Below are 24,958 nucleotides of genomic sequence, written 5' to 3'. Positions count from 1 at the left end.
CGACCCAAGACCCAATAACCGGCGGAAATCAGCCATCGCACTGACCGCCACCTCCCCTACCGCGACGAGCCTTCCAGAGGTCATGGGAGGCATGGGTGGGATTTTGACAGGTAAACTTGCAAGTTTTGCTGGGGTGGTGGCATGCTGGCCCTGTGAGTTCGGAGGGTGGGGCGGGACCTGAGGTGGGGGCTGCGGCTGCGGAGTTGCGGGTGGTTAGTAGTCGGTTGTTGCGGCGGTTGCGGGTTGCGCGGGCGGGGCTGGAGATCACGCCGTCGCAAGCCGTTGTATTGAGCCGGCTCGGAAGCGAGGGGGCGATGTCGGTGGCGGAGTTGGCGCGGGCTGAGCGGGTGCGGCCGCAGTCGATGCGGACGACGTTGGGGGCGCTGGAAGCGCGGGGGTTGGTGGAGCGGGCGGCGCATCCGACGGATCAGCGGCAGGTGCTCATATCGCTCAGTGCGCGGGGGCGGGGGGTGTTGCGTGAGGCGCATGAGGCTAAAGAGGACTGGCTTGCTACTGCTATTGCCACCAAATTGTCGGCTGCCGAACAGGATTCGCTGATCGCGGCGATTCCGCTGTTGGCTCGGCTGGTCGAGGACTGAACGGGGCGGCGGCGCCTGCCGCGCTACGCCATCATCACTATCGGAAGAGGATTGCCTGTGACATCGACTCTGCTGGACCCGAAGACCGCGCTGGTGCTCATCGATCTGCAGCGGGGGATCGCCGCCATGCCGACCCTGCCGCATGCCGCCGACGAGGTGATCGCGCGGGGAGCCCAGCTGGCCAAGGCGTTTCGTGAACGGGGGCTGCCGGTGGTGCTGGTGCGGGTGTCCTTCGCCGAGGACGGCGGGGATATGCCGCCCGGGCGCACCATGCAGCCGGGCGGGCGGATGACTCCGCCGGCGGGCTGGGACGAACTGGTCGACGAGCTGGATGTGCAGCCGGACGATCTGCGAATCACCAAGCGGCAGTGGGGCGCTTTCCACGGCACGAGTCTGGATGTGCAGCTGCGGCGGCGGGGTGTGACGACGATCGTGCTGGGCGGCATCGCCACCAGCATCGGGGTCGAATCGACCGCGCGCGCCGCGCACGAGCACGGTTATCACGTGGTGGTGGCCACCGATGCCGTCGCCGACCGCGACGCCGCCTCGCATGATCATTCGATCGAGAAGATCTTCCCCCGCCTGGGCGTCACCGCGACCACCGACGAGGTGCTCGACGTGCTGGCCGGCCTCCCCACCGAGGACTGAATCGCTCTGCCGCCACCGCCGTTTCGGCCCGCCGGGCGACCGGCCGGCCGTTAAGGCTGTTTGGTGTGCGCTCGCGACCACAGAGCGGCCCAGCCGCCCGATTCGACCCAGGCGGCGGGGATCAGCAAGCCGCGTTCGGCGATGCGTTCCCAGCAGAATTCCCGGTCGTGCAGGTCCGCCTCGACGCCCAGTTCCAGGGCGGCGGGCCAGGCCGCCTGCCACGGGCCGTCCGGGTGGTCGAGCGCGGTGACCGGAAACCCGGGCACGGTGGTCGCGCGCGGCGCGCTGATCGCCGTCACCGGAACGCGATGCGCCGGAGCGCAAGTCGTCACGAGTATCAGCGCACAGAGCAACTCGGACGACGGATACCGGATCAGAGCGCTGCTGAAGGCTTCGTCGCCGTCGGCGGCCAGCCGCCCCAGGGCCACCCGAACACGGTGCGCGACCAGATCCATCGACCGCGCGGTCGCGATGTCCGGATCCTTCACCAAGGCACGCAACGCTTTCGACGGCAACGCCGCGTCGTCGCTCAAGGTGCGCAGGCGCGGATACCGCGCCAGCAGTGCCGGTTCCAGCGCCTCGACGGCGACCGCCAGGGGACGGATACCGGTGGCGGCCCACAGCCGCGGCAGGGCCGCCGGATCGGCCGCGAGCGCCTCCACACACAGCTCGGTCAGCCGGTCCGCGCTCGAACGCCGCAGGGCGGTCAGGCTTTTCGGATCACCATCGGCGTCCCCGGCCAACGCCGCCAGCTCCCGCAACGCGGGTTCGGCGTCGACCATCGCCTTGCGAGCCGCCTCCCGCAACACCGGCCCGACCCCGCGCACCGGATTCGGCGTCGCCCGCCGCACCCGCGGTTCCGGCGGCAGCGCCACCACCGGATCGATCTCAGGTTCGGCGACCCGCAAGGTCGCGACCCAGACGTGAAACGCCTGCCGCAGCGCCGGATCGGGTTCGTCGTTGAACCGCGCGGCCAGCTGCCGCACCGACCACCCGTCACCACTGTGCCGCAACTCCGCATTGGCCACCAGCACATCGTTGTCGTCCCGCAACCCGACGAGGATGCTGCGCCCGCGCGCGGCCTCGTCCTGATACCAGGGCCCGGCAATGCAATTGCCCATGTAGTCCGACCATTCGGCCAGTCGGCTCGCGCTCCGCGCGACCTGCAACCGCACGCCCGTGCCCGGCACCGGCACGCCGTCGTGCGCGAGCACCGCGTCGTCCACTTCGAATTCGCCGGTCAGTGCCGAGGCCACGACCCCGCTGCCCACCAGCGCGTCGCACAGCTGCGCCCAGTCACGGCAGCGGTCCGGCGCGCTCGCGCCGAGCGCGAGCAACTGTGCCGCCCCGGCCGCCGCGAGCGGGATGGAGTCCAGCCGGGGTGTCAGCGGATCGGGCTGCGGCCGCGGCGGATTCGTCTCGAACCGGGGCACCCGGTAGTACGGCTCGAGCCGCGCCGCGGCGTGCCCGCGCGCCCTGGCCATGGCATCGGCGAGGTCGGCGAGCCACAGCAGATCCGAGGCGCGCTCGATCGCCACGGGGTCGGCGGTGGGATCAGCGGCGAGCCGGGCCGCGAGGCTCGGCCGGCTGCGGTGACGCACCAGCGGTTCGACGCCCCAATCCCGCGGCGCCCGCACCGCGGTGTAGCCGACGGCACGGCGCCAGGCGCGCACCGACTTCGAACTCCACTCCTCGGGCACGACGTCGTGCGGAATCTCGTACGCCAGCAACGTCTCACACCGCTCCATGACGACGGTGGCATACGCCAGCGCGGCGCCGAGCCGCGCCCGCACGAACCGTTCGAAGGCCCGATCCCGCGGCTGCTGCCGGATCCGCGCCTCGATCTGACGCACGTAATCGATCGGCCGCGGCGGCAGCTCACCGGCGAGGTGCGCGCTCTCGGCAGCCCGCGACACCGGCTTCCGGGCCTGGGCCCGGGTGAGCAGCGCTGTCACGGCGGTGAATTCGCCGCGCACCCGTGCGATGCCCTCGACGACCCCGACCTCGTGCACCGCGACCGCCGCCCGCAGCAACACCGTCGCCGCCAGCGCGTCCTGGATGGCCCGTTCCACGCTGTAGCGGTACAGGCTGTGCCAGGTGGGCCGGAAATGCACCGCGCTCAGCATGGTCAGCTGCCCGTTGAGGGCATGCCGCACCAGCGCGAGCACATCGGCCTCGGCACTCGCGCGATGGCGTTCGCGCAACGATTCCAGCACCGACAGATCATGACTCGCGATCAGCCGTTCCCGCTCCAGCTCGGCGACCTGTCCCGCGCACACCCGCGCCCACAGATCCAGTACCAGCTCCACCCGCCGGGGCCGCGAATACGGTGCGAGGATCCGCCGCAGATTGGCCGCCAGCACCGACGGCGCACTCTCCGGAACCGGCTCCACCCCGTCGGGAGCGCGCAAGGCCAGCACCCGCACCAGCTGCTCGGGCCCCAGCAGCTCGGCCGCCGCCGACGCCAGCACGACGGCGCCCCAGCGCCCTTCGCCGATGGCCTGTTCCGCGGCCGCCCCCACCGGTTTGGTGGCGGTGACGCCGAACAATGCCACCAGCGTCGCGCCGCGCTCCCCCAGCCGCCACGCGCCGCCGAGCCTGAGTACGCGCAGGGCCGCCAGCACGGCGTCGCGCCGATCCCCGCCGGCCCCGGCCAGGCGGGCGGATACGAACCCCTCACCGAGATCGATTCCCGCCCCGGCGATTCCGAGGCCCCCGATTTCGATCAATCCGGCCAGATCGGCACACGCGATGGCCACCCGTGCCGGATCGCTGTCGCGCGCGCCCACCACGACCGCCGCGCCCGCGGGCCCGTCGTGATCGAGGGGCTCACCGGTTTCCACGAGCCACGCCCGCCGATCCCGTTCCGCGACTATGCCGAAGGCCAAACGCACTGCCAAATGTGAACTCCCACTGCCACATTGCCGCCGGTTAGGGACACGGCACGACTCCCGCCCAGAACCATACGGCCGGGGCGGGAGCTGGGCAATCGAGTTAGGGTTCCGAAATCGTCGCGCGCACCTCGGCGCCGTCCTGCTCGGGGGCCGCTTTCGCGCGCGGCGGCGATTTCCGCAGGGCGGGTGAGTGCGCGTGCACGAGCGTGTCGTCCGGGTACGCCTCTTCCTCGTGCGCCCCGACATCGCCGGTTTCGAGGACGTCGTCGGGCATGCGCAAACTCATGAACAATCCGAGGATCTTCAGAATCGCGAAGGTGATGAACGCATCCCACACGATGACCGTCAACGCCGCACCCGCTTGCCAGAGCAAGAGTTTGGGATGGTGCCCGTAGAGCCAGCCGCCGTAGGTGGCGTCCGGCGCACCGCCGGTCCCGAGGTACACCCGCACGTTCGGGTCGGCGAGCACGCCGACCAGCATGCCGCCCGCCAGGCCGGCCACCCCGTGCGTGTGCACCACGCCGAGGGTGTCGTCGACCTTGCGGAACAGCCGGGTGCGCCCTAGCTTGTTCCACGACAGCCACACCAGGGTCGAGGCGATGGCCCCGATCACCAAGGCGCCGAAGCTGTTCACGAATCCGGCGGCCGGGGTGATGGCGACCAGGCCCGCGATCATGCCGTTGACCGCGCCCAGGAAGGTGGCGCGCTTGGCCGGTCCGGCCACCATGTCCCAGATCACCCAGATCAGCACGGCGACGGCGGTGGCCAGATTGGTATTGATGACCGCCAGTGAGGCGTCCGCGCCGGAGAAGTACGGGTCGCCGCCGTTGAAGCCGTTCCAGCCCAGCCACAGGATGCCCGCCCCGGCCGCGGCCATGGGCAGGTTGTTGGGCACCGCGCGTTCCCGGTCGCGCGCCAGCCGCGGGCCGATGACCGCCGCGGCCACGAATCCCGTGGTGCCCGCGGCCAAGTGGATGACGTACCCGCCGGAGTAGTCCAGCGCGCCCATCTGCGACCACCAGCCGCCGCCCCAGATCAGGAAGGCGTTGACCGAATAGGCCAGCGTCGACCACAGCGGCACGAAGATCAGCCACACCTTGAAACTGATGCGGCCGATCACGCTGCCCAGGAACAGCAGCGGGGTGATGCCGGCGAAGACGAACTGGAAATAGACCAGCGTGGTCTCGGAGAACCGGAAATTCGGCATGAGCCCGTCGAGCAGCGGAATCGACGCCTGCTCTTGATTATTGGAACTCAGCACCGTGTGCGGGTGACCGATTGCGGCCCGCAGGATTCCTGGGCCGAGTTTGATGGGCTCACCGAATCCCATCTTGAAGCCCCACAGCACCCACACCACCAGGACCAGGGAGAATCCGGTGAATGCCATGAGCATGGTGTTGACGGCCCATTTGCGTTGCACCAGACCGCCATACAAGATCGCGATACCGGGAATGCTCATCAGGCCGACCAGGGTCGCGGCCACCAACTGCCAGGCATTGTCGCCCGGATTCAGCCAGTCGGGATACGGAACCATTTCAGCGCTACCTCACCGCGGAACGGGCAGGCACCAGACCCGTTCCAGCACTAAATTACGTTGTGGCATAAGGTGTCTAGCGTCACATCGGGTGAACCAAGTGTTGAGCCGGAACGTTTCCCGGCGATTACGCGTGGTTAAATCTGGATTTCACGGTCCGCTCGCGAATGCATGTGCATTCGAAATGAACGGATTCCCAATAAATTCCAACCGGTTGGAACTCGATCGACAGGGTGCGCACCCTCCCGTACGATGCGGCTACGGGGAGCACCGGCCGGTTCGAAACGGGGGATGGAGTTGAGGAGTCGTCTTCCGGCGACCATGCGCACTGCCGCGCAGTGGACGCGACGATTCGCGCGGACAGCGCCGGGCGTCATCGGCGCGGTGGGCGCGACGCTCGTGCTGTTGGCCCTGGTGAGCGGCCTGGTGGCGGCGAACGCGCAGAACGCCAGGATCTCTCGCCACGACACCGCCCTGGCGCACACCGAGCCGCTGGCCAATGCCGCGCAACGGTTGTATGTCGCACTGTCCACCGCGGATGCGGCGGCCTCCACGGCCTATCTCTCCGGCGGTATCGAATCGCCGGAGGTGCGCACCCGCTACGAGAACGCGCTCACCGACGCCGCGGCCGCCCTGGCCGAGGCGACGACCGGCGCGTCCGACACCGAGACGCGCGGCATCCTCGGCCAGATCTCGGCCGAATTGCCCAGCTACACCGGCTATGTCGAGGCAGCGCGCGCCAACAACCGGCAGGGGCTGCCGGTGGGTTCGGCGTATCTGCGGCAGGCGTCGGCGCTCATGCAGGGCTCGATCCTGCAGAACGCCGCGCAACTGCAGCAGATCCGGCTGACCCAGTTGCATCGCGATCAGGACGCCATCACCGGGCTGCCGCTGTGGGGCACCGCGCTGCCGGTGCTGCTGCTGGCCGCCTGCGGCGCGGGCTCGTGGATTCTGCTGCGGCGCACCAACCGCTGGGTCAATGCCGGTGTCGCCACCGCGGCCGCGCTGACCGTGCTGGCGCTGCTGTGGATCACCGCCACCGCCATCGCCGCGTCGGCGGCCATCGACACCGGCGCCACCGGCCGTTTCGAACGGCTCGCGCAGGCCCGGATTCTGGCCCAGCAGGCCCGCACCGAGGAGACCTTGCAGCTCATCACCCGCGGCGACATCACCGCCAGCGAAACGCGCTTCGGCACCCTCAGCGATCGGGTGCGCGCGAATCTGACCGGGCTGGTGGGCACGAATTCGCCCACCTTCCAAGCCTTCTCGAGCTGGCAGGACGGCCATCGCAAGGAAGTGGCCTCCTACTACAGCAACAACTATCGCGGGGCGGTCGACCAGTCGATCAAGACCGACGGGACCGGGTCCGCCGCCCAGTTCGCCGCCCTCGACGACGGGCTGCGCGCCGAATTGGAGCGCACCCGCCAGGAAGTGCGCGACGATGTGAACACGGCCGGAAATGCCCTGACCCTGAGCCCCTTCGGCCTGCTGGCGCTGCTGCTGGCCGCGGCGGCCGCCATCGTGGTCGGGGTGTGGCCGCGGTTGAAGGAGTTCCTGTGAAGACGCGGATGCGGGTGCTGCTGCTGGGTGCGGTGGCGCTGCTGGCCGCGGCGTGCGGATCGACGCCGGACGCCGCGCCGTTTCGACTACCCGTCGAGAACCGGTTGCCCGTCGGCGCGACGGTGCTGAACGCCGCACCCAATCAACGGGCCGACCAGTCCTGTGACCCTACCGCGAGCCTGCGCCCGGGTGCGCAGCCGCAGCCGGGCGCCCTGCCCGCGGGTTCGACGATGGCGAAGATCGTGGCCGGCGGCGCGCTGCGGGTCGGGGTGGATCAGAACCAATTCCTGTTCGGCTACCGCAATCCGGCCACCGGTGAGATCGAGGGCTTCGACATCGATCTGGCGCACGAGATCGCGCGCGACCTGTTCGGGGACCCGGCCAAGATCGAGCTCAAACCCATCGAATCCGCCAACCGCGCCAAGGCTTTGGTGGACAACCAGGTCGATATCGTGGTGCAGAACTTCACCCCGACCTGCGCGCGGCGTCAGGACGTCGAATTCTCCTCGGTGTACTTCGAGACCGATCAGCGCGTGCTGGTCACCAAGACCTCGGGCATCCACTCCGCGGCCGATCTCGGCGGCAAGAAGGTCTGCGGCATCCCGAACTCCACCACCCTCGACGCGGTGTTCGCGCTGCCGGATAGCCAGCGCCCCACCGTGATCGGCATCCAGAACTGGCTGGACTGCCTGACCGCGCTGCAGCAGGGCGAGGTCGACGCCGCGAGCACCGATCTGCCGCTGCTGTACGGGTTGAAGATCCAGGATCCCAATCTGGAGGTCGTCGGCGGCCCGATGGCACAGGACTTCTACGCCGTCGGAATCCAGAAGCAGAACACCGATCTGGTGCGCTTCGTCAACGGCGTGCTCGACCGGGTCCGCGCCGACGGCACCTGGCAGCGCATCTACAACCAGCGCTTGTCCGTGATGGGCCCCTCGAACGGTCCCCCGGCCCCCAAGTACAAAGACTGAGCCGGCCATGCAGGGGAATCCTGGGCACATTCTCAGTGTCGCCGAGATCGATCGGGAAATCGCCGAGCGGGCAAGAGAAATCGAGACCATCGCCGCGACGCTGGTCGAGCTGGACAAGCATCCCGGACTGGTGCTGCTGCGCCGGTTCCCGCCCGCCGGCGTCACCGCCCAGCGGTGGGCCCCGGCGCGGGCGGCGCTCGAGTCGATGTGGGAGGACTTCGGCCGGCTGGGCACCGTGCTGGATCGGGCGAAGGCGGCCCGCGGGCGACGCCGGCTCGACGCGCTCGACCGCGAGGAGTTGACGCGGCTGCTGCGCGGGCAGCCGGTCGAGGTGGCCCGCCACACCATTCCGATGGCGCAGCGCTCGCTGAGCGGACCGCGCGAACAGGTGGAGCTGATCGGCATCGCCGAGCTGCTCGACCGCATGCGCGCCGCGTTCCCGGCCGTGGTGGCGGTGCTGGATGCCGTGGAGGCGGTGAACAATCGCATCGTCGCCGATCTCGCGCCGCTGCGAGCGGAGTTGGACCGGGTCGGCGAGACCGTCCCGGAGCTGCGGGCGCTGTCCGCCGATATCGACGCGCTCGCCGCCGAGGCCGCCACCGATCCCCTGGCGCTGCGTCCCGACGCCCTCGATCATCGGCTCGGCGAACTGTCGCGGCGCCTGCGCGCGGCCACCGCGGTGCTCACCGAACTGCGTGCCATGTCCAGCGATTGGGACGGCGCGGTGGCGCGGGTGCGCGCGCACGTGGAGGAGTTGCACCGCACCTACGAGCGCGCCGAGCAGGCGCGGCTGCGGGTCGAACGCGGCATTCTGGCCGCGCCGCTGCCCCGGCCCGCCGACGACAGCGCCGTCTACGGCGCGGAACTGGCCGCGCTGCACGCCGATCCGCCCGCCCCCGCCGCCCTGTGGGAGCTGCGGCAGCGCTTGACCGCGGCGCTGGCGAACGCGCAGCACACCGAACAGCTGGCGCAGGGGCTGCTCGACCGGCGGGGCGAGTTGCGCGGGCGCTTCGAGTCCTATCGCGCCAAGGCCGCGCGGCGGGGTGTCGGCGAGGACCCGGAAGTGCTGGCCGCCAGCCGAATCGCGGCGGGCCTGCTGGAACGGCGGCCCTGCGATCTGGCCGCGGTCACCCGCGCCGTCGCGGACTACCGCCAGCTCATCGCGCAGAAATCGGGGAGGCGATCATGAACTGCACCGAACCCGGCTGCACCGGGACCATCGAGGACGGCTATTGCACCGTCTGCGGCAGCGCCCCGGTCAACCCGGACAGTGTGTCCACCGTGTCCGCGCAGGCGGCGCCGGGCACCGCAGCCGCGAGCACCGCCGCGCATCCCGGCGCGGGCCGCTGCGCCGAACCCGGTTGCGGCGGAACGCTCGTCGACGGTTACTGCGATGTGTGCGGCAGCGCGCCCGCACCCGTATCGGCGATGGCGACCACCGCGCACGACACCCGGGGCAGCGTGGGTTCGACGGTGCGCAGCGGGGCGACCCGCAGCGGGCGTTCGGTGCGCACCGGGCGCTCGGGTTCCACCGGGGGCGGTCGCGGGCGGCTGGGCGCGGGCATGGTCAAGGTGCCGTCGGTGCCGCGCAAGGACCCGGCCGAAGCGGTGCTGACCGACGCGGAAGTGCCCGAGAGCCACCGTGATTGCGGCAAGTGCGGCCGTCCGGTCGGACGCAGCCGCGACGGCAAGCCGGGCCGCACCGAGGGCTTCTGCCCGCACTGCGGCACGCGATTCTCCTTCACCCCCAAGCTGTCTCGCTCGGATGTGGTGGGCGGCCAGTACGGGGTGCTGGGTCCGCTGGCGCACGGCGGGCTGGGCTGGATCTATCTGGCCGTGGACCACAAGGTCGACGATCGGCCGGTGGTGCTCAAGGGCCTGCTCAACACCGGGGACGCGGACGCCATGCGGGCCGCGGTGGCCGAGAAGCGGTTCCTGGCGCAGGTCGATCACCCGAACATCGTGCGGATCTACAACTTCGCCGAGGACACCGGGCCCGACGGCAAGCCCGTCGGCTACATCGTCATGGAGTACGTGGGCGGCAAATCGCTCAAACAGCTGCTGCGCGAACAACGCACGGCCGATCAGCGGTATCTGCCGCCCGCGCGCGCCATCGCCTACATCCTCGAGATGCTGCCCGCGCTGGAGTACCTGCACGAGCGCGGCCTCGCCTACTGCGATTTCAAGCCCGACAACGTGATGCAGACCGAGGAGCAGCTCAAGCTCATCGACCTGGGCGCGGTCATCGCTCTCGAGGATCAGACCGAAACCATCTACGGCACACCGGGTTACCAGGCCAAGGAGATCGCCCGGACCGGGCCGACCATCGCCACCGAGGTGTACACGGTCGGGCGCACGCTGGCGGCGCTGATCATGCGGATCCCGCCGGTGAACAACGAACTCGGCCCGCTGCCCGGGCCCGAGACCGAGCCGCTGCTGGCCCGGCACGAATCGCTGTACCGATTCCTGGTGCGCGCCACCGATATCGATCCGGACGCCCGCTTCACCTCCATGAGCGAGATGAGCGATCAGCTCACCGGCATCCTGCGCGAGGTGCTCGCCGACGAGGACGGCCGGCCCCGCCCGGGCCTGTCCACCCGCTTCGGCCCGCCGCGCGCGGTGTTCGGCGTCGGCGACCGGGTGCCCGACGATCCGCGCGCCATCATCGCCGCCCTGCCGGTGCCGCTGGTCGATCCCGCCGACAGCGGGGCGGCGCTGCTCGCCTCCACCAGTGCCGTCACCCCCGAGGATCTGGAACGCGAGATCACCGCGGGCCTGGCCGCGGTGGTCACCGGCCGCGAGGAGTCGATCGAGATCCCGCTCCGATTGATCCGCGCCGCACTCGAATTCGGCGACCCCGACGATGCCCTGCGCCGCCTCGACGAGGTGAGCGAGACCCTCGCCGGCGACTGGCGGCTGACCTGGTTCGCCGGGCAGGCCCGCCTGCTGCAACGCGACTGGGCCGCCGCCGCCACCGAATTCGACGCCCTCTACAGCGCGCTGCCCGGCGAGGCCGCCCCCAAACTCGCCCTCGCGGTGGCCTCCGAACTCGACGCCACCGCGCCGGCGCGCGAGCGCGCGGCCCGTTATTACGAGATGGTGTGGCGCACCGATCGTTCCTTCACCAGCGCGGCCTTCGGCGCGGCGCGGGTGCGGAAGACGGCCGGGGATCGCGCCGGGGCGGTCGAGGTGCTCGATCAGGTCGACGCGGCGTCGGCGGTGCACACCGAGGCGGGCGTCGCCGCGGTGGAAACGCTGCTGGCCGTGCCGGATTCGGAGCAGCTCACCGAACAACTGGTGCGCGACGCGGGCAAGCGCGTCGACAGCTTGACCATCGACTCGAAACGCCGGTCCGCGCAAGCGCGGATGCGGGTGCTGGACGCGGCGCTGCGCTGGCTGCGCCTGGGCAGGGTGCCCACCGACCACTCCCCGCTGCTGGGGGTGGCGCTCGATCAGCAAGGGGTACGCACCGGTTTGGAACGCTGTTATCGCGATCTGGCGCGCGAGACCGACGACATGTGGGAGCGCATCGCCCTGGTGGAGCAGGCCAATGCCGTCCGCCCGAGGACCGTGCTGTGACGGCCCGCTGCCCGCACTGCGGCACCTTCGTCGCCGATACCGACCGCTTCTGCGAGGAATGCGGCACCAAGCTCGGCGTCCGGCAGATCGCTCTGCCGCCCAAGGAGTTCCGGCCCGGTTCCGGATCCACGGTGCCGGTCGCGGAGGCCGCGCGCAACGCGCGCCTGGACCCGGCCGGCGGCGCCACCTTCGAATCCAGCCCGGCCCCCGACTGCACCGGCTGCGGCGGCCGCGCCTTCGATCCGGACGGCTACTGCTCGACCTGCGGTGAACTCGGCCCCGAACGCGACCGCTTCGAGGCCGATCTGGGCAGCGCCTGCCTGGTCACCGATCGCGGTCTGCTGCATGCCCGCAACGAGGATGCGGTCGCCGCGGCCATCCTCGACGGGGGCCCCGGCCGCCCGGCCGCCGCGGTCATCACCGTCTGCGACGGGGTGTCCACCTCCGAGGACCCGCAGGCGGCCTCGGGCGCGGCGGTGCGGGCCGGACTCGACGCCTGCGTGGCCGCGCTCACCCAGGACCGCGGTCCCGAGGACTGCGTGCGGGCCGGGCTCGCCGCCGCCGCGGCCGCGGTGCAGGCGGTCGGATCGCCGGAGGGCAAATCGCCGTCGTGCACCTACGTCTCGGCGCTGGTGCAGTTCGACGACGCCGGCGGCGCGACCATCACCGTCGCGAATGTCGGTGACAGCCGGGCCTATTGGCTGCGCGGGGACGCCGAGTCGGAGCAGCTCACCGTCGACGACTCCCTGGCCCAGGCCATGGTCGACAACGGCCTGCTGGACGCGGAGACCGCCATGGACGGCCCGCACGCCCACGTGCTCACCCGCTGGCTGGGCGCCGACAGCGAGGGCCAGTGGTCGCCGAACTGCGTGCGCTCGCTGCGCACCGACGCGCCCGGGGTGCTGCTGCTGTGCACCGACGGACTGTGGAACTACCTGCCCGACGCGGCGGCGCTGTCCCGGTTCACCGGCTCCCTGCCCGCGCTGCCCGCGGCCCGCGCCCTGGTCGAGCACGCGCTGGCGGCGGGCGGCAAGGACAACATCACCGTCGCGCTCGTACCCGTTCCATCCCGCACGTCCTCAGGAGACACACTGTGACTTCCGCCGAGCACCAAGGTCTTTCGGTCGCCGTCGACCAGAACGAGTTCCTCGCCGAGGGGGCGCGCACGGTCGACGCCATCGTCACCGTGGAGGCCACCGACGCCCTCGCGGTGGCCGCGCCGCCGCAGGATCGCGTGGAGATCCTCATCATCGACACCTCCGGATCCATGGGCAGCGCCGACAAATTCGGCGGCGCCCGCCGCGCCACGCTGGCCGCGCTGGACGTGATGCCGGACGGGACGCGCTTCGCGATCGTCGAAGGCACCGACAAGGCGCAGGTGGTGTACCCGCGCGTCGGCGCCTCGGCCTACGCCAGCCACGCCGAGCGGGTCAATGCCCGCCACGCGCTGGATCGGCTGGCCCCGCACGGCGGTACCGCCATCGGCACCTGGCTGGGGCTCTCGCGGCTGATCGCGCAGCAGCATCCGGGCGCGATGGTGCACGCCATCCTGCTCACCGACGGCAAGAACGAGCACGAGACGCCCGAGCGCTTGGCCGCGGAGATCCGGCTCTCGACGGGCGTGTTCACCTGCGACTGCCGCGGCGTGGGGGCGGACTGGGAGCCGAACGAGTTGCGCGCCATCGCTTCCGCGCTGCACGGCACCGTCGACATCGTCAAGACCGCCGACGGGCTGGCCCAGGATTTCCGGGCCATGATGGAAAACTCGATGGAGAAGACGATTCCGGAACTCACGCTGCGCATGTGGACGCCGGTGGGCACCAAGATCGTGTTCGTCAAACAGGTCGCGCCGTTCATCGAGGATCTGACTGGACGCCGGACCGAGGTCAACCCGCAGGTCGGCGAGTACCCCCTGGGCGCGTGGGGCGCGGAGGACCGCGACTATCACGTGCAGCTGGAACTCGAACCGGCCGCACCGGATCGGGAGAAGCTGGCCGCGCGGGTGAGCGTGCTCGCCGAGGGCGAGGTGCTCGGGCAGGGTCTGGTGAAGGCATGCTGGACCACCGACACCGACAAGTCGGCGGTCATCAGCCGCCGCGTCGCCCATTACACCGGGCAGGCCGAGCTGGCGCAGACCGTGCAGGAGGGCCTGACCGCGCGCAAGCAGGGCGATCTGGCCACCGCGACGGCCAAATTGCAGCGCGCCTATCACCTGGCCACCGAATCCGGCAACGAGAACACCGCCAAGCTGCTGCTGAGCGTGGTGGATGTGGTGGACGACCGGACCGGCACGATTCGGTTGCGCAACAAGGTCGATCCGGTCGACGAGATGGCCCTGGACGTGCGCTCCACCAAGACCGCCCGAGTCCGCAAGGAGCCGTGATGGCCGTCTGCAGCGAGGGACACGAGTCCACCGCCACCGACTACTGCGACGTGTGCGGGGCGCAGATCGGCCCGCAGCACGGATTCGCCGCGCCGCAGACCACGCTGTGCCCGGCCTGCGGTGCGCCGTCGGAGGGCCGGTTCTGTGAGAACTGCGGCCACGATTCGGCGTTGCCGCCGCCGCCCGCGCAGCCCGTCGATCCGGGGGCGACCGTCCACCATCCGGACGCGACGGTGCACAATCCGGACGCGACCGTGCTGAATCGCGAAGCGGGCGAGGCGAATTCCGCAGCGGCCGCGGCGGAGCAGGACCCGGGCACGGAATGGGTGGCCACCGTGACCGCCGATGCCGGGCACTACGCGCGCATGCGGGCGCAGAAGGGACCGGATCTGGGCCGGGTGGACTTCCCCGACTACTACCCGGATCGGCGAATCCCGTTGGTGGGCCCCACCGTTCTGATCGGCAAACGCAGCGTCTCGCAGGGCGTGCACCCCGACATCGACCTGTCGGTGGCCCCCGCCGATCTCGCGGTGTCGCGTTCGCACGCCATCCTGCACATCGACGGCGGCGAGGTGACCGTCACCGATCTGGGCTCCACCAACGGCACCTGCCTCAACGACAGCGCGGAGCCCATTCCGGCGAAAACCGCTGTCCCGCTGCGGGACGGCGATCGCATCCACGTGGGCGGGTGGACCACGATCACCGTCCTGCGAGTGCCGGACTGAGCACGGAATCGGGCAAAACCACGATCTTGGTCTCTCGTCCAGGTTAGGCTCCCCGCTCTATGAGCTTGACCCGGCGAGACTTCGCCCGCACCACCCTGGCCGCCGCCGGCGCGGCCGTCGCCACCCTCGCCGCCCCCGTGGCTCAGGCGCTGCCGCACGCGCGCACCGCCGGCGGCCCACCGCAGGCGTGGATGTCGGCGCTGCCCGACGCCACGTCGATGCTGCGGCTGACCATTCCGGGCACCCACGACTCGTGCTGCGTCAGCGCCGCCAATGGGACCGAGTGGGCGCACACCCAGAATTGGTCGCTGCCCGAACAATTCGCGCACGGCATCCGTTTCCTGGATATCCGCTGCAATGGGCTGCAGGATCATACGGCCGATTCGTTCGGGATCTATCACGCCCAGTTCTTTCAGGGCATCACCTTCGATACCGTGCTCGATCAGTGCCGCGCGTTCCTGTCCCGCAATCCGGGCGAGGTGCTCGTCATACGGGTCAAGAAGGAGGACGGCACCAATGACGATGTGGGGGCGAATTTCGAGCGAATCTTCGACGGCTACTTGGACGTCAAGGGTTATCGTCCGCTGTTCTGGCTGGAGAACCGGATTCCCAGCCTCGGTGAGGCACGCGGAAAGATCGTGCTCATCGCGCAGTTCGCGAACTCGCTGGGCTGCCTGCAATGGCCCGGCGGCGACAACGGCGTCTTCACCAGCGACCGCTTCTATCTGCAGGACCGCTACAAGGATCACGGCCTGGCCGGGCTCGACTCCGGCTCCTCCAAATCCGGGTCCGCCGACCTCGGTTCCTCTGATGTCGGTTCCTCGGGCGGCGACAAATTCGCTTATGTCAGCGCCTGTTTCGACAAGGCCGCCGGCGACCCCGCCAATGCGCTGCAGTACATCAACTTCACCAGCTTCGCCGACAGCGCCTGGCCCAAGGACAATGCCGCCGCGATCATGCCCAAGGTCGAGTCCTATCTGAGCGGCCATCGCGGCCAGGCCGTCCACTACGGCATCGTCCCCATGGACTTTCCCGACCAGTACCCGACTGCGCTGAACCTGTTGCTGGAGTTCAACGCAGCAGGTTGACCAGGCGGCGGTAGGCGGCGCGGGTGGGCGGGGCCAGGCGACGCCAGCTGATCGGCCCGCCGGAGCCCAGGTGGGCGTCGTAGGGGACTTCGGCGACCGCCCGCACCACATCGCCGAGGTACTTGCGGACGTGTTCGGTGACCAGGGGACCGTCCTTGGGGTGCTGGCGGGTCACCACGATGACGGCCTCGGCCAGGTGGTACTGGCTGTAGTTGTCGTCGAGCCAGATCAGCGCGGGCTTGAGGCGGTTCACCGCATCGGGACGCGCGGCCAGCGTGATCACCAGCGAGATGCGCGAATCCGACAGCAGCGGAGCGACCATGCGGTTGGTCACCGGCGCGCCGCCGTCGTAGACGGGCAGGCATCCCGCCTCCACCAGATCGCGGTGGACCGAGGAGTAGGTCTCGCGGCGCGGCAGCGCCTCGGGGCCGCGCGGCAAGACGCCGACGCCGGAACTGTTCTCGCCGCAGCTGTCGATGACGGTCGAGGGCAGGCTGCGGTGGCTCATGTTCAGCCAGGACTGGACGGTGCCGGCGGCGTCGATGGTGTCGCAGCCGCGGGCGGCCAGATCACCGCCGGTGGTGGTGGCGTCGACCACGATCGGCGAATGTTCGCCGTAGTCGTAGGCGGCCGCGCCGGCCAGGCCGAGGGCGGTGGTGGTGGCGCCGGAGCCGCCGGAGCTGCCCAGCACCAGCACCGGCGGCAGGTCGGCCCACAGCAGGGAGCCGTTGCGCGGATGGATGCGCACCATATCGGTGGGCGCCCCGGGCGGGGACGGCCGCAACAGCAGGGAAAGGTCTGTGGGAGTGGCGGACAGGGCGGCGGGATGATCCGGGAAATTTTCGGACACGGTAGATTCCTTTTGGTGCGAGCGGCAGTCGATGCTGCGGAATCTTGGTCACCACGTCGCGGAAGACGGCGGCGTCGGCGTCATCCATCGCGTGCACGATAGGCGGCGCAGCCGGCCGGAAATCATTTCGTCGTCGACACCCTCACCGTATCGACGAACAGCCCCTGCGCCTCGACAACTTCGCTGAAGTCTTGGTGTTCACCTGCCCCCGAATACCCCCTACCGCCTGGATGCCGATCGATAGCGCAGAAAACGATTGCTGTGCAGCCCCTTTCGATGCCGCAAGATAATACCTGATCTTGACATGCGGGCAGCGGAATCAAAAGCCCTCACCGAACTGCGGCACTGAATGTCAGAGTCGCGCGCGTATCGGCAGTACCGGGCAACGGATTCCGGCCGTCGTGACCGGAATCCGTTGCCGTCGAGTCGAATCAGCCGATCTCGGCGGTGAGCGGCAGGTCGGTCACCGACGTGCCGACGTGCAGGGTGAACACACCCGGTTCCACGGCCCAGCCCGCGTCGGTCCAGTGCTGGAAGGACCGCTTGGGCAATTCGATGGTGGCGGTGACGGATTCCCCCGCGTCCGCCTCGACCACCGCGAACCCCGACAGCCAGCGCACCGGCCGGTCCACCGCGCTGTGCTCGCGCGACAGATAGGCCTGCAGCACCTGCCGGCCGCGCCGCGCACCGGTATTGCGGACGGTGACGGTGGCGGTGCGACCCGACACCGTGAGGTCGTCCAGCGCCCAGGTGGTGTAGCCGAGCCCGTGGCCGAACGGATAGGCCGGGGCGACACCGGATTTCAGCCAGGCCCGGTAGCCGATGTGGATGCCCTCGGTGTACGGCAGCGTGTGGTCGGCGCCGGGCTTGGTATTCAGCACCGGGACGTCGGCCATGGCCTTGGGCCAGGTGGTGGGCAGCCGGCCGCCGGGTTCGCGCGCACCGGTGAGCACATCGGCCAGGGCGGCGCCGAATTCCTGGCCGGGGAACCAGGTCAGCAGGACCGCCGCGACGTCGTCGCGCCACGGCATCTCCACGGGCGAACCGGAATTCACCACGACGATGGTGCGCGGGTTGACCGCGGCCACCGCCGCGACCAGTTCGTCCTGGCGGCCCGGCAGGGCGAGGGTGGTGCGGTCGTAGCCCTCGGATTCGATCTGCTCGGTGGTGCCGACCACCACGACCGCCACCTCGGAGGTGCGCGCCAATTCGACCGCGGCGGCGAACTCCTCGTCGGCGGCGCGGCGGGGGCGGCCCACGGCGCAGGTGAGGCCCAGGGCGGGGAAGCCGCCGGCGGGCACCATACGCACCAGCACCTCCACCTGCTGACCTTCGGCGAGGTCGCGGGTGACGAAGCGCTGCGGCGGATTCAGCAGCAGCTCGACCGGGTCGGTGCCCTCGGGCAGCACGGTGTCCGTCAGCACCTGCTCGCCGTCGAGGGACAGGGTCATGTCGCCGACGCCCGCGAAACCGATGCGCCACTCCCCCGCGGTATCGGCGCGCAGGCTGCCGTGCAGTTCGATGGCGGTGGCGCGGGCGGCGTTCGGGTTGCCGAACAGCATGAGGCTGCCCGCGGCGCGGTGTTCGGTGTCCAGGACGGTGTCGCCGTCGAAGTAGCGCAGCGACAGGCCCGCGGTGCCGGTCGCGGGGTCGGTGACCAGCTCGACCGGCACCGGAATCATGGCGTCGCTCAGGTGCACACCGGGTGTGTGGACCACCGGCAGCACCTCCGACAGACCCTCGAGCGGGGAGGTGGTGTGCGCCGGGATCACGGTGGCGCTGCCGCCGCCCATGAAACGCGGTTCGGCGGCGGCGGATCCGAGCAGCGCTACCCGCGCGGGCCGGCCCAGCGGCAGGATGCCGTCATTGCGGGCGAGCACCATGGCCTTGGCCGCGGCCTCGCGCACCAGCCGCTGCGCGGCGTCGTCGGTGACCGGCGGCACCGGCTGCGGGGAACCCTGCAGCGCGCCCACGCGGACCGCGAAACGCAGGATGCGCCGGACCTTTTCGTCGATGGCCGACTCGGGCACCTCGCCGGTGCGGACCGCCTGTTCGAGCGGCGCGCCCCACAGCTCCCACGGGCCGGGCATGGCCAGGTCGGTGCCCTTGGCCGCGCCGGCGGTGGAGCGCACGGCGGTCCAGTCGGAGACGACGACGCCGTCGAAACCCCATTCGCCCTTGAGCGGTTCGTCGAGCAGGTCGTTCTCGGTCATGGTGACGCCGTTGACCGAGTTGTAGGCGGCCATGATCATCCACGCGCCCGCCGCGACGGAGCGCTCGAACGGATACAGGTACAGCTCACGCAGCGTGCGTTCGTCGGCGAGCACGTCGGTGGTGAAGCGCTCGGTCTCGGAATCGTTGGCCACGTAGTGTTTCGGGCACGCGCTCACCCCGTGCGCCTGCACCGCGCGCACATAGGCGTCGGCGATCTCGGCGGTGAGCATGGGGTCCTCGGAGAAGCATTCGAAATGCCTTCCGCCCAAAGGGGATCGGTGCAGATTGATGGTGGGGCCGAGGACGGCGTACACGTCCTTGCGGCGCGCCTCGGCGGCGATGAGCGCGCCGATCTCCCCGAGCAGTTCGCGATCCCAGGTGGCGGCCAGGGCGGTGCCCGAGGGCAGGCTCACCGAGGGGTCGCGCTCGTCCCACTGCTCGCCGCGCACGCCCGACGGGCCGTCGGAGACCGGCATCTCGGCCAGACCGATGCTGTCCTCGCCCGCGAAGCGGAAGAAGTTCGCGCCGGAGATCAGGCGGATCTTGGCCGGGAGGTCGAGCTTGGCGAGCAGGGTGTCGATATCGGTCATGCCTGTTCCCTTCCAGAAGGTCTCGAGTGCGGCGCACACCTTGTCGGGGACGTCCTCGTTGGGTACGTGGCCGGAGCCGGGGAAGACGACGGTCTCGGCCCCCAGGGCGCGCGCGAACTTCTCGTGCACGGCGGGCGCCCACAGATCGTTGGTGTCGCCGTAGGCCACCAGCAGCGGCACGCCCGAATCCCGCAGCGCCGCCGGATCTTTGAGCGGCGGCTCGGTCATGCAGTGCAGGATGCCGAGGATATTGTCCCGCTTGGTCTGCAGGATTCGCCGGTGCAGGAACTCCATGCGCTCCGGCGGCGGGGTGTGGCCGGATTCGAACAACGCGGCGCTCATCTGCTGCCAGATCAGTTCCTGCCCACCGGATTCCACCAGTTGCGCGACCAGCTGCGGCGGCGGGAAATCGATGTCCTCCACCGAGGACGGCCCGGAGGCGAGCAGGGTGAAACTGCGGAAACGGCCGGGCCGCTCGACCACGGCGACGCGGGAGACGTAGCCGCCGAAGGAATGTCCGACCAGATGGATCGGCGCGTCCGGGGAGATCTGGTCGACAACGCCCTGTAGGTCGCCGACGAAATCGGCCATGGTGTAGCCCGATACGTCCTCGGGGCCTTCGGACTGCCATTGCCCGCGCTGATCGTAGGCGACGGCGCGATATCCCGCGGCCGCCAGCAGCGGCAGCATCCCCTCGAAGTCCTCCTTGGAACCGGTGAAGCCCGGCACCAGCAGCACGGTGCCGCGCGCTGCCACCTCGGCGGGCGGTTCGGCCTGCCAACCGGCGAGCTCCCCGGCCGCGCCTCGCAGCGTGACCGGTGTGATCGGGGCCTGACTCATCGGCGATCCCTTCCTTCGTACTGCCCTGTACGGCTGGCACGAGTGTGCCAGTGGAATCCCAGTCTACCGAGTGGTTAGTAGGTACCGTTATTTATCTGTTATCTCAGATGGATTTTGCCTGGTCGGGCCGTTTCACTAGTGTCCCATGGCATGACGCCCCACCCCCGACGCCGCCGCCGGGGCGAAGACCGCCGCGAGCAGATCATCGACGAGGCCCTGAAAGCCTTCGCCGACAACGGCTATCACAACACCTCCGTGGCCGAGATCGCCGAACGCTGCGGCCTGTCCCAGCCGGGACTGATGCACTACTTCCCCACCAAGGCCGCCCTGCTCTCGGCGGTCCTGGACTATCGCGACCGGCTCGACTACGACCGATTCGCCTTCGACCAGCCCCTGCACGGCAAGGAGGCGCTGCTGCGGCTGGCCACCCTGGTCGACCACAATATGCACGTCCCCGGGCTGGTCCGGGCCTTCACCGTGCTCACCGGCGAGGCCGTCACCGCCGACCATCCCGCCCACGAGTGGGCGCTGCGGCGCTACCGCACGCTCGAGCGCTATCTGACCGAATCCCTACGTGCAGGCATGGCCGACGGCAGCATTCGCTCCGGCATCGATCCGGCCTCGGTGGCCCGCCAGGTGTTCGCCATGATGGACGGCCTGCAACTGCAATGGCTCGTGGACCCGGACAACGTCGACATGGCCGCCCTGTTCCGCGCCTACATCGACGAATTGCTCACCTACCTCTCCTGACCCGCACGACCTCTCGTTTCGCGAATCGCGTGCGCCGCGATATTCACTGCGACGAGGGGAGGCGGCGGTGAGCGCGACACTCAGGCCGGGGGAATACTTCGCCGGATACCAGATCCTGTGCAAGCTCGGGGCCGGCGGCATGGGGGCGGTCTATCAGGCCCGCGATCGCGATCTGCCGCGGTTCGTGGCGCTGAAGCTGCTCAGCGTGCCCGGCGGCGGCGAAGCCGACCATCGAGTCCGGTTCCGGCGGGAGGCCGATACCGTTGCGCGGCTGTCACATCCGAACATCGTCACCGTCTACGCCCGCGGCGAGGACGACGACCGGCTTTGGATCGCCATGACCTTCGTCGACGGCAGCGATGTCGCCCGCGCGCTGCGCGAGGGGCCGCTGCCGCCGGCCCGGGCGGTGCGCATCCTCGCCGAAACCGCCGCCTGGCCCAGGGTCCGACCACTCACCCCAGCGCGGCACCGCGACCCATCGGCCCCACCACCGCGCGCCGGACGACCACACCACCTCCCACAGTGCTCAGGGTTCCGGAGGTCTCCTGGCCTGCGCCGACGGATTCCCGGGATGTGGGGATCGGAATCGGCGCGCCGCCAGCGGATTCTGGGCGGCGCGGTACCGCCGCGCGGATCGTTGTCGGCGTCGGCGCTGGTGACGTTGCTGGCGGTCGTCGCGTACTTCGTGGTGCGAGTGGGCGACGGGCATCCGACGGTCACGCCGGTCACCACCGACGTCGCGATACCCACCACGACGGTGGCGCAGCCGACGACGGTCGTCACCACCACCCAGGACCTGCCGCCGTCCGCCACGGAGGTGACGACCGTCGTGCAGAAGACGACTCAGCCGCAAGCGAACTGGGTCGAAGTGCCCGATGTGGTGGGCAGTCCGATCGCGACGGCGAAGGCACAGCTGGAGAAGGCCGGGTTCGTCGTGCAGGAGGCGCAGAAGGTGGACAAAGGTCGTCGAGCAGAATCCCGCGGCGGGCGCTTCGGTCGCCGCGGATTCCACGATCATGCTCGGCGTCGGCGTGCTCAGTTCGTCGACGCCGGCGAGCTGATCAGTCCCAGACGCCGCTGTCGACTTCCCAGATTCCGGCGTCGCCCTTGGTGGCGGGCTGGATGAGGTGGAGGGTGACCTTGCTGCCGTCCTGGTTGGTGACGAAGACGACCATGGGTGCGCCGGTGCTGGTTTGGACGGTGGTCCATCCGAATCGGCCCGCTACGAACGTCTTCGCCACCTGCACGGTGTCCAGCCGCCAGGGTTGATGGCCGGCGTCGACGGCCTGCTGTTCGGCGGCGGCCTGGGCGGCGGTGAGGCCCTCGCCGGTGAAGGTGGTGCCGGCGGGCGGATTGGATTGCGTCACCGGCGGTTTCGACGTGGGCGGCGCTTGGGTGGGGGTGACCGGCGGCGGGATCTCGTCGGTCGTGGATTGCCCGCCGCCGCTTCGGGTCGTCGGGGGCGCGAGGACGACCGTGGTCGCGCTGGGCGTCACGACCGTCAACGGCTGCCCGGTGACCGGGCCCGGCGTGGTCGTCGTCGAGCAACCGCTCAGGGCGGCGACGCCGGCGGCGAGGCCGAGGAGTACGGCGGCGGCGCGCCGGGACCGCTCGGATGTGGTGGTACGCATGGGATCCCCCTTGGACAGCGATACCCCGACCGCGATCGGGAATCGATCGCAGTCTTGATGTCGTACCACCACGTCCGGTCGTTAACCGCCGGAATCAGTTGCTTCGAGAGGGAACCGGCCCGCGTGTCCCGGGCCGGTGTCGCAGATACCAGGCCAGCAGGTCCGGATCGTCGACGGCGGTCGGATCGATCACGCGCTCCGGGGCCGCGCCCTGGAACAGGCGTTTGAGCGGGACCTCGAGCTTCTTGCCGGTGCGGGTGTGCGGTATGCCGGGGGCGGCGATGATCTCGTCGGGGACGTGGCGGGGTGAGAGTTCGGCGCGGATCGCGGCGGCGATGCGGTCGGTGAGCTCGCCGGTCAGCGACGCGCCGGGCGCGAGAACCACGAACAGCGGCATCCAGTACCCGGCGTCGGGTTGCTCGACGCCCAGGACCAGGGCTTCGACGATCTCCGGGAGGGCCTCGACCGTCCGATAGATGTCGGCGCTGCCCATGCGAATGCCATTGCGATTCAAGGTGGAATCGGAGCGGCCGTGAATCACTATGCCGCCGTGTGCGGTGCGGGTGATCCAGTCGCCGTGCCGCCACACACCGGGATAGGTGTCGAAGTAGGCGGCGCGGTACCGGCTGCCGTCGGGGTCGTTCCAGAACGACACCGGCATGGACGGCATGGGTTTGGTGACGACCAGCTCGCCGACGCCGTCGCGGACCGGGCGGCCCGCATCGTCCCAAGCCTCCAGCGCCACACCCAGATACGGGACCGACAGCTCGCCGGGACGGACGGGGACCGTGCGCACGCCGCCCATGAACGCCGACACCACGTCGGTGCCGCCGCTGATCGAGGAGACCGGGAGGTCACCGACCCTGTCGCGCAACCAGATCGACGAACTCGCGGGGAAGGCCGAACCGGTGATGCCGATGTGGCGCAGGGCGGTGAGGTCGTGGTCGAGGGCGGGGTGCGCGCCGGCCTTCTCGCAGGCCAGGACGTAACCGGGACTGGTGCCCAGCACCGTCGTGCCGGATCGAGCGGCCAAGTCCCACAGCGTGTCCGGGGCGGGATGGGCCGGGCTGCCGTCGTAGCAGACGATGGTCGCGCCGGCGAGCAGGCCGGAGACCTGGTAGTTCCACATCATCCAGCTGGGGCTGGTGTACCAGAAGAAGGTGTCGGCGGGTCCGATATCCGATTGCAGGGCAATCGCTTTCAGGTGTTCGAGCAGCACTCCGCCGTGGCCGTGGACGATGCCCTTGGTTTTGCCGGTGGTGCCGGAGGAGTAGAGCACCCACAGCGGGTGCGCGAAATCGACGGGTTCGGGGGCGAGCCGTTCGCCCCGGTCCGCGGTGACCTGGTTCCAGTCGAGAGCATCGGGCAGGCTGGCGCCGAGCCGGGAGACCAGCATCGTCGCGCGCAGCGTCGGCAAACCCGCTCGGAGCGTGGCGATCTCGCCGAGTTTGTCGTGCGTCTTGCCGCCGTACCGGTAACCGTCGGCGGCGACGAGCACGGCCGGTTCCAGCTGACCGAGGCGGTCGAGCGCCGCCGCGGCCGTGTAGTCCTGCCCGCACGCGCTCCAGACGGCCCCGATGCTCGCCGCCGCCAGGAAGGCGAGGACGACCTCGGGGATATTGGGCAGGTAACCCACGACCCGGTCACCGGGGCCGACGCCGAGTTCGCGCAGGGTGCGGGCGAGACTCGCGGTGCGGGACAGCATTTCGGCCCACGACAGCTCGCGCTGCGGAGCGTCTTCGCTCAGTGCCAGGATGGCGGGGCGGTCGGTGCGCGCCTGCCGGACGATCTGGTCCACGTAGTTGACCCGGGTGCCGGGAAACCAGCGGGCACCCGGCATCTCGGTGGTGGACAGCACCTCGGCCGGTGCGGGGCCGAGGTCGAAGTACTGCCACACCATCGACCAGAATCCGGCGATATCGTCGACCGACCACTGCCAGAGCGCGGTGTAGTCGTCGGCGCGAATCCCGCAGCGCCGCTCCACGAATCGAGCGAAGTCGGTGATGCGCGCCGACTCGATATCCGCCGCGCTCGGCACCCACTGCGGTCCGGTGTCTCCCTTGGTCGCGACGCCGGTCTCCCCCAGTTCACCCGCCATCGTG

At 70.1% G+C, this 24,958-nt stretch carries 18 protein-coding genes; 12 read left to right on the top strand and 6 right to left on the bottom strand.

All coding sequences use genetic code 11. From position 1 onward, the window contains the following. Positions 1-152: 152 nt before the first annotated feature. Complete coding sequence (locus D7D52_RS21165; RefSeq protein WP_342775181.1) at positions 153-599, top strand: MarR family transcriptional regulator; 447 nt, start codon at positions 153-155, stop codon at positions 597-599. A gap of 57 nt (positions 600-656) precedes the next feature. Beyond that, positions 657-1,247, top strand: a complete 591-nt coding sequence (locus D7D52_RS21160) for a hydrolase (RefSeq protein WP_120738940.1) — start codon at positions 657-659, stop codon at positions 1,245-1,247. Between the two features lie 50 nt (positions 1,248-1,297). On the opposite strand, the gene D7D52_RS21155 is transcribed toward D7D52_RS21160, so the two are convergent. Continuing rightward, positions 1,298-4,147 (bottom strand): hypothetical protein, encoded by a 2,850-nt coding sequence (locus D7D52_RS21155; RefSeq protein WP_162958454.1) that lies wholly within the window; start codon positions 4,145-4,147, stop codon positions 1,298-1,300. A gap of 94 nt (positions 4,148-4,241) precedes the next feature. Then, positions 4,242-5,675 carry an ammonium transporter gene (locus D7D52_RS21150; RefSeq protein ID WP_120738936.1) on the bottom strand — a complete coding sequence of 478 codons (1,434 nt, stop codon included), beginning with the start codon at positions 5,673-5,675 and terminating at the stop codon, positions 4,242-4,244. A gap of 321 nt (positions 5,676-5,996) precedes the next feature. On the opposite strand from D7D52_RS21150, the gene D7D52_RS21145 reads away from it, so the two are divergent. The 8 genes from D7D52_RS21145 to D7D52_RS21110 are packed head-to-tail and all read left to right on the top strand — an operon-like array spanning position 5,997 to position 15,981. Continuing rightward, complete coding sequence (locus D7D52_RS21145; RefSeq protein ID WP_120738934.1) at positions 5,997-7,235, top strand: hypothetical protein; 1,239 nt, start codon at positions 5,997-5,999, stop codon at positions 7,233-7,235. Further along, positions 7,232-8,206 (top strand): glutamate ABC transporter substrate-binding protein, encoded by a 975-nt coding sequence (locus D7D52_RS21140; RefSeq protein ID WP_120738932.1) that lies wholly within the window; start codon positions 7,232-7,234, stop codon positions 8,204-8,206. Before D7D52_RS21145 ends, D7D52_RS21140 begins: the two co-directional genes overlap by 4 nt. A gap of 7 nt (positions 8,207-8,213) precedes the next feature. After that, positions 8,214-9,395, top strand: a complete 1,182-nt coding sequence (locus D7D52_RS21135) for a hypothetical protein (RefSeq protein ID WP_120738930.1) — start codon at positions 8,214-8,216, stop codon at positions 9,393-9,395. Continuing rightward, complete coding sequence (locus D7D52_RS21130; RefSeq protein WP_120738928.1) at positions 9,392-11,785, top strand: serine/threonine-protein kinase; 2,394 nt, start codon at positions 9,392-9,394, stop codon at positions 11,783-11,785. The genes D7D52_RS21135 and D7D52_RS21130 overlap by 4 nt, the downstream gene beginning before the upstream one ends. Beyond that, entirely contained in the window at positions 11,782-12,882 is a 1,101-nt protein-coding gene (locus tag D7D52_RS21125; protein ID WP_120738926.1) for a PP2C family protein-serine/threonine phosphatase, read from the top strand. Before D7D52_RS21130 ends, D7D52_RS21125 begins: the two co-directional genes overlap by 4 nt. Next, the gene (locus D7D52_RS21120) at positions 12,879-14,168 is read left to right on the top strand and encodes a vWA domain-containing protein (RefSeq protein WP_120738924.1); all 1,290 of its coding nucleotides are present in this window, start codon (positions 12,879-12,881) and stop codon (positions 14,166-14,168) included. Before D7D52_RS21125 ends, D7D52_RS21120 begins: the two co-directional genes overlap by 4 nt. Continuing rightward, complete coding sequence (locus D7D52_RS21115; RefSeq protein ID WP_120738922.1) at positions 14,168-14,893, top strand: double zinc ribbon and FHA domain-containing protein; 726 nt, start codon at positions 14,168-14,170, stop codon at positions 14,891-14,893. The genes D7D52_RS21120 and D7D52_RS21115 overlap by 1 nt, the downstream gene beginning before the upstream one ends. A gap of 59 nt (positions 14,894-14,952) precedes the next feature. Next, positions 14,953-15,981, top strand: a complete 1,029-nt coding sequence (locus D7D52_RS21110) for a phosphatidylinositol-specific phospholipase C (RefSeq protein ID WP_120738920.1) — start codon at positions 14,953-14,955, stop codon at positions 15,979-15,981. On the opposite strand, the gene D7D52_RS21105 is transcribed toward D7D52_RS21110, so the two are convergent. Further along, positions 15,965-16,831, bottom strand: a complete 867-nt coding sequence (locus D7D52_RS21105) for a MinD/ParA family ATP-binding protein (protein ID WP_120738918.1) — start codon at positions 16,829-16,831, stop codon at positions 15,965-15,967. The genes D7D52_RS21110 and D7D52_RS21105 overlap by 17 nt on opposite strands. Positions 16,832-17,262: 431 nt before the next feature. Continuing rightward, positions 17,263-20,475 carry an alpha/beta fold hydrolase gene (locus tag D7D52_RS21100; protein WP_120738916.1) on the bottom strand — a complete coding sequence of 1,071 codons (3,213 nt, stop codon included), beginning with the start codon at positions 20,473-20,475 and terminating at the stop codon, positions 17,263-17,265. A gap of 150 nt (positions 20,476-20,625) precedes the next feature. Here D7D52_RS21100 and D7D52_RS21095 point away from each other — a divergent pair, with 150 nt between their 5' ends. After that, positions 20,626-21,225 carry a TetR/AcrR family transcriptional regulator gene (locus D7D52_RS21095; protein ID WP_120738914.1) on the top strand — a complete coding sequence of 200 codons (600 nt, stop codon included), beginning with the start codon at positions 20,626-20,628 and terminating at the stop codon, positions 21,223-21,225. Between the two features lie 67 nt (positions 21,226-21,292). Beyond that, positions 21,293-22,351, top strand: a complete 1,059-nt coding sequence (locus D7D52_RS21090) for a protein kinase domain-containing protein (protein WP_120738912.1) — start codon at positions 21,293-21,295, stop codon at positions 22,349-22,351. Here the strand turns inward: D7D52_RS21090 and D7D52_RS21085 are convergent. Beyond that, the gene (locus D7D52_RS21085; RefSeq protein ID WP_162958453.1) at positions 22,287-22,856 is read right to left on the bottom strand and encodes an acyl transferase; all 570 of its coding nucleotides are present in this window, start codon (positions 22,854-22,856) and stop codon (positions 22,287-22,289) included. The two genes, D7D52_RS21090 and D7D52_RS21085, sit on opposite strands and share 65 nt — an antisense overlap. 94 nt (positions 22,857-22,950) lie before the next feature. Continuing rightward, the gene (locus D7D52_RS21080) at positions 22,951-24,954 is read right to left on the bottom strand and encodes an acetoacetate--CoA ligase (RefSeq protein ID WP_120744322.1); all 2,004 of its coding nucleotides are present in this window, start codon (positions 24,952-24,954) and stop codon (positions 22,951-22,953) included. Positions 24,955-24,958: the final 4 nt, after the last annotated feature.

This window comes from Nocardia yunnanensis, from assembly GCF_003626895.1.
Classification (GTDB): Bacteria; Actinomycetota; Actinomycetes; order Mycobacteriales; family Mycobacteriaceae; genus Nocardia; species Nocardia yunnanensis.
This window is presented reverse-complemented; position numbering and strand designations above follow the sequence as displayed.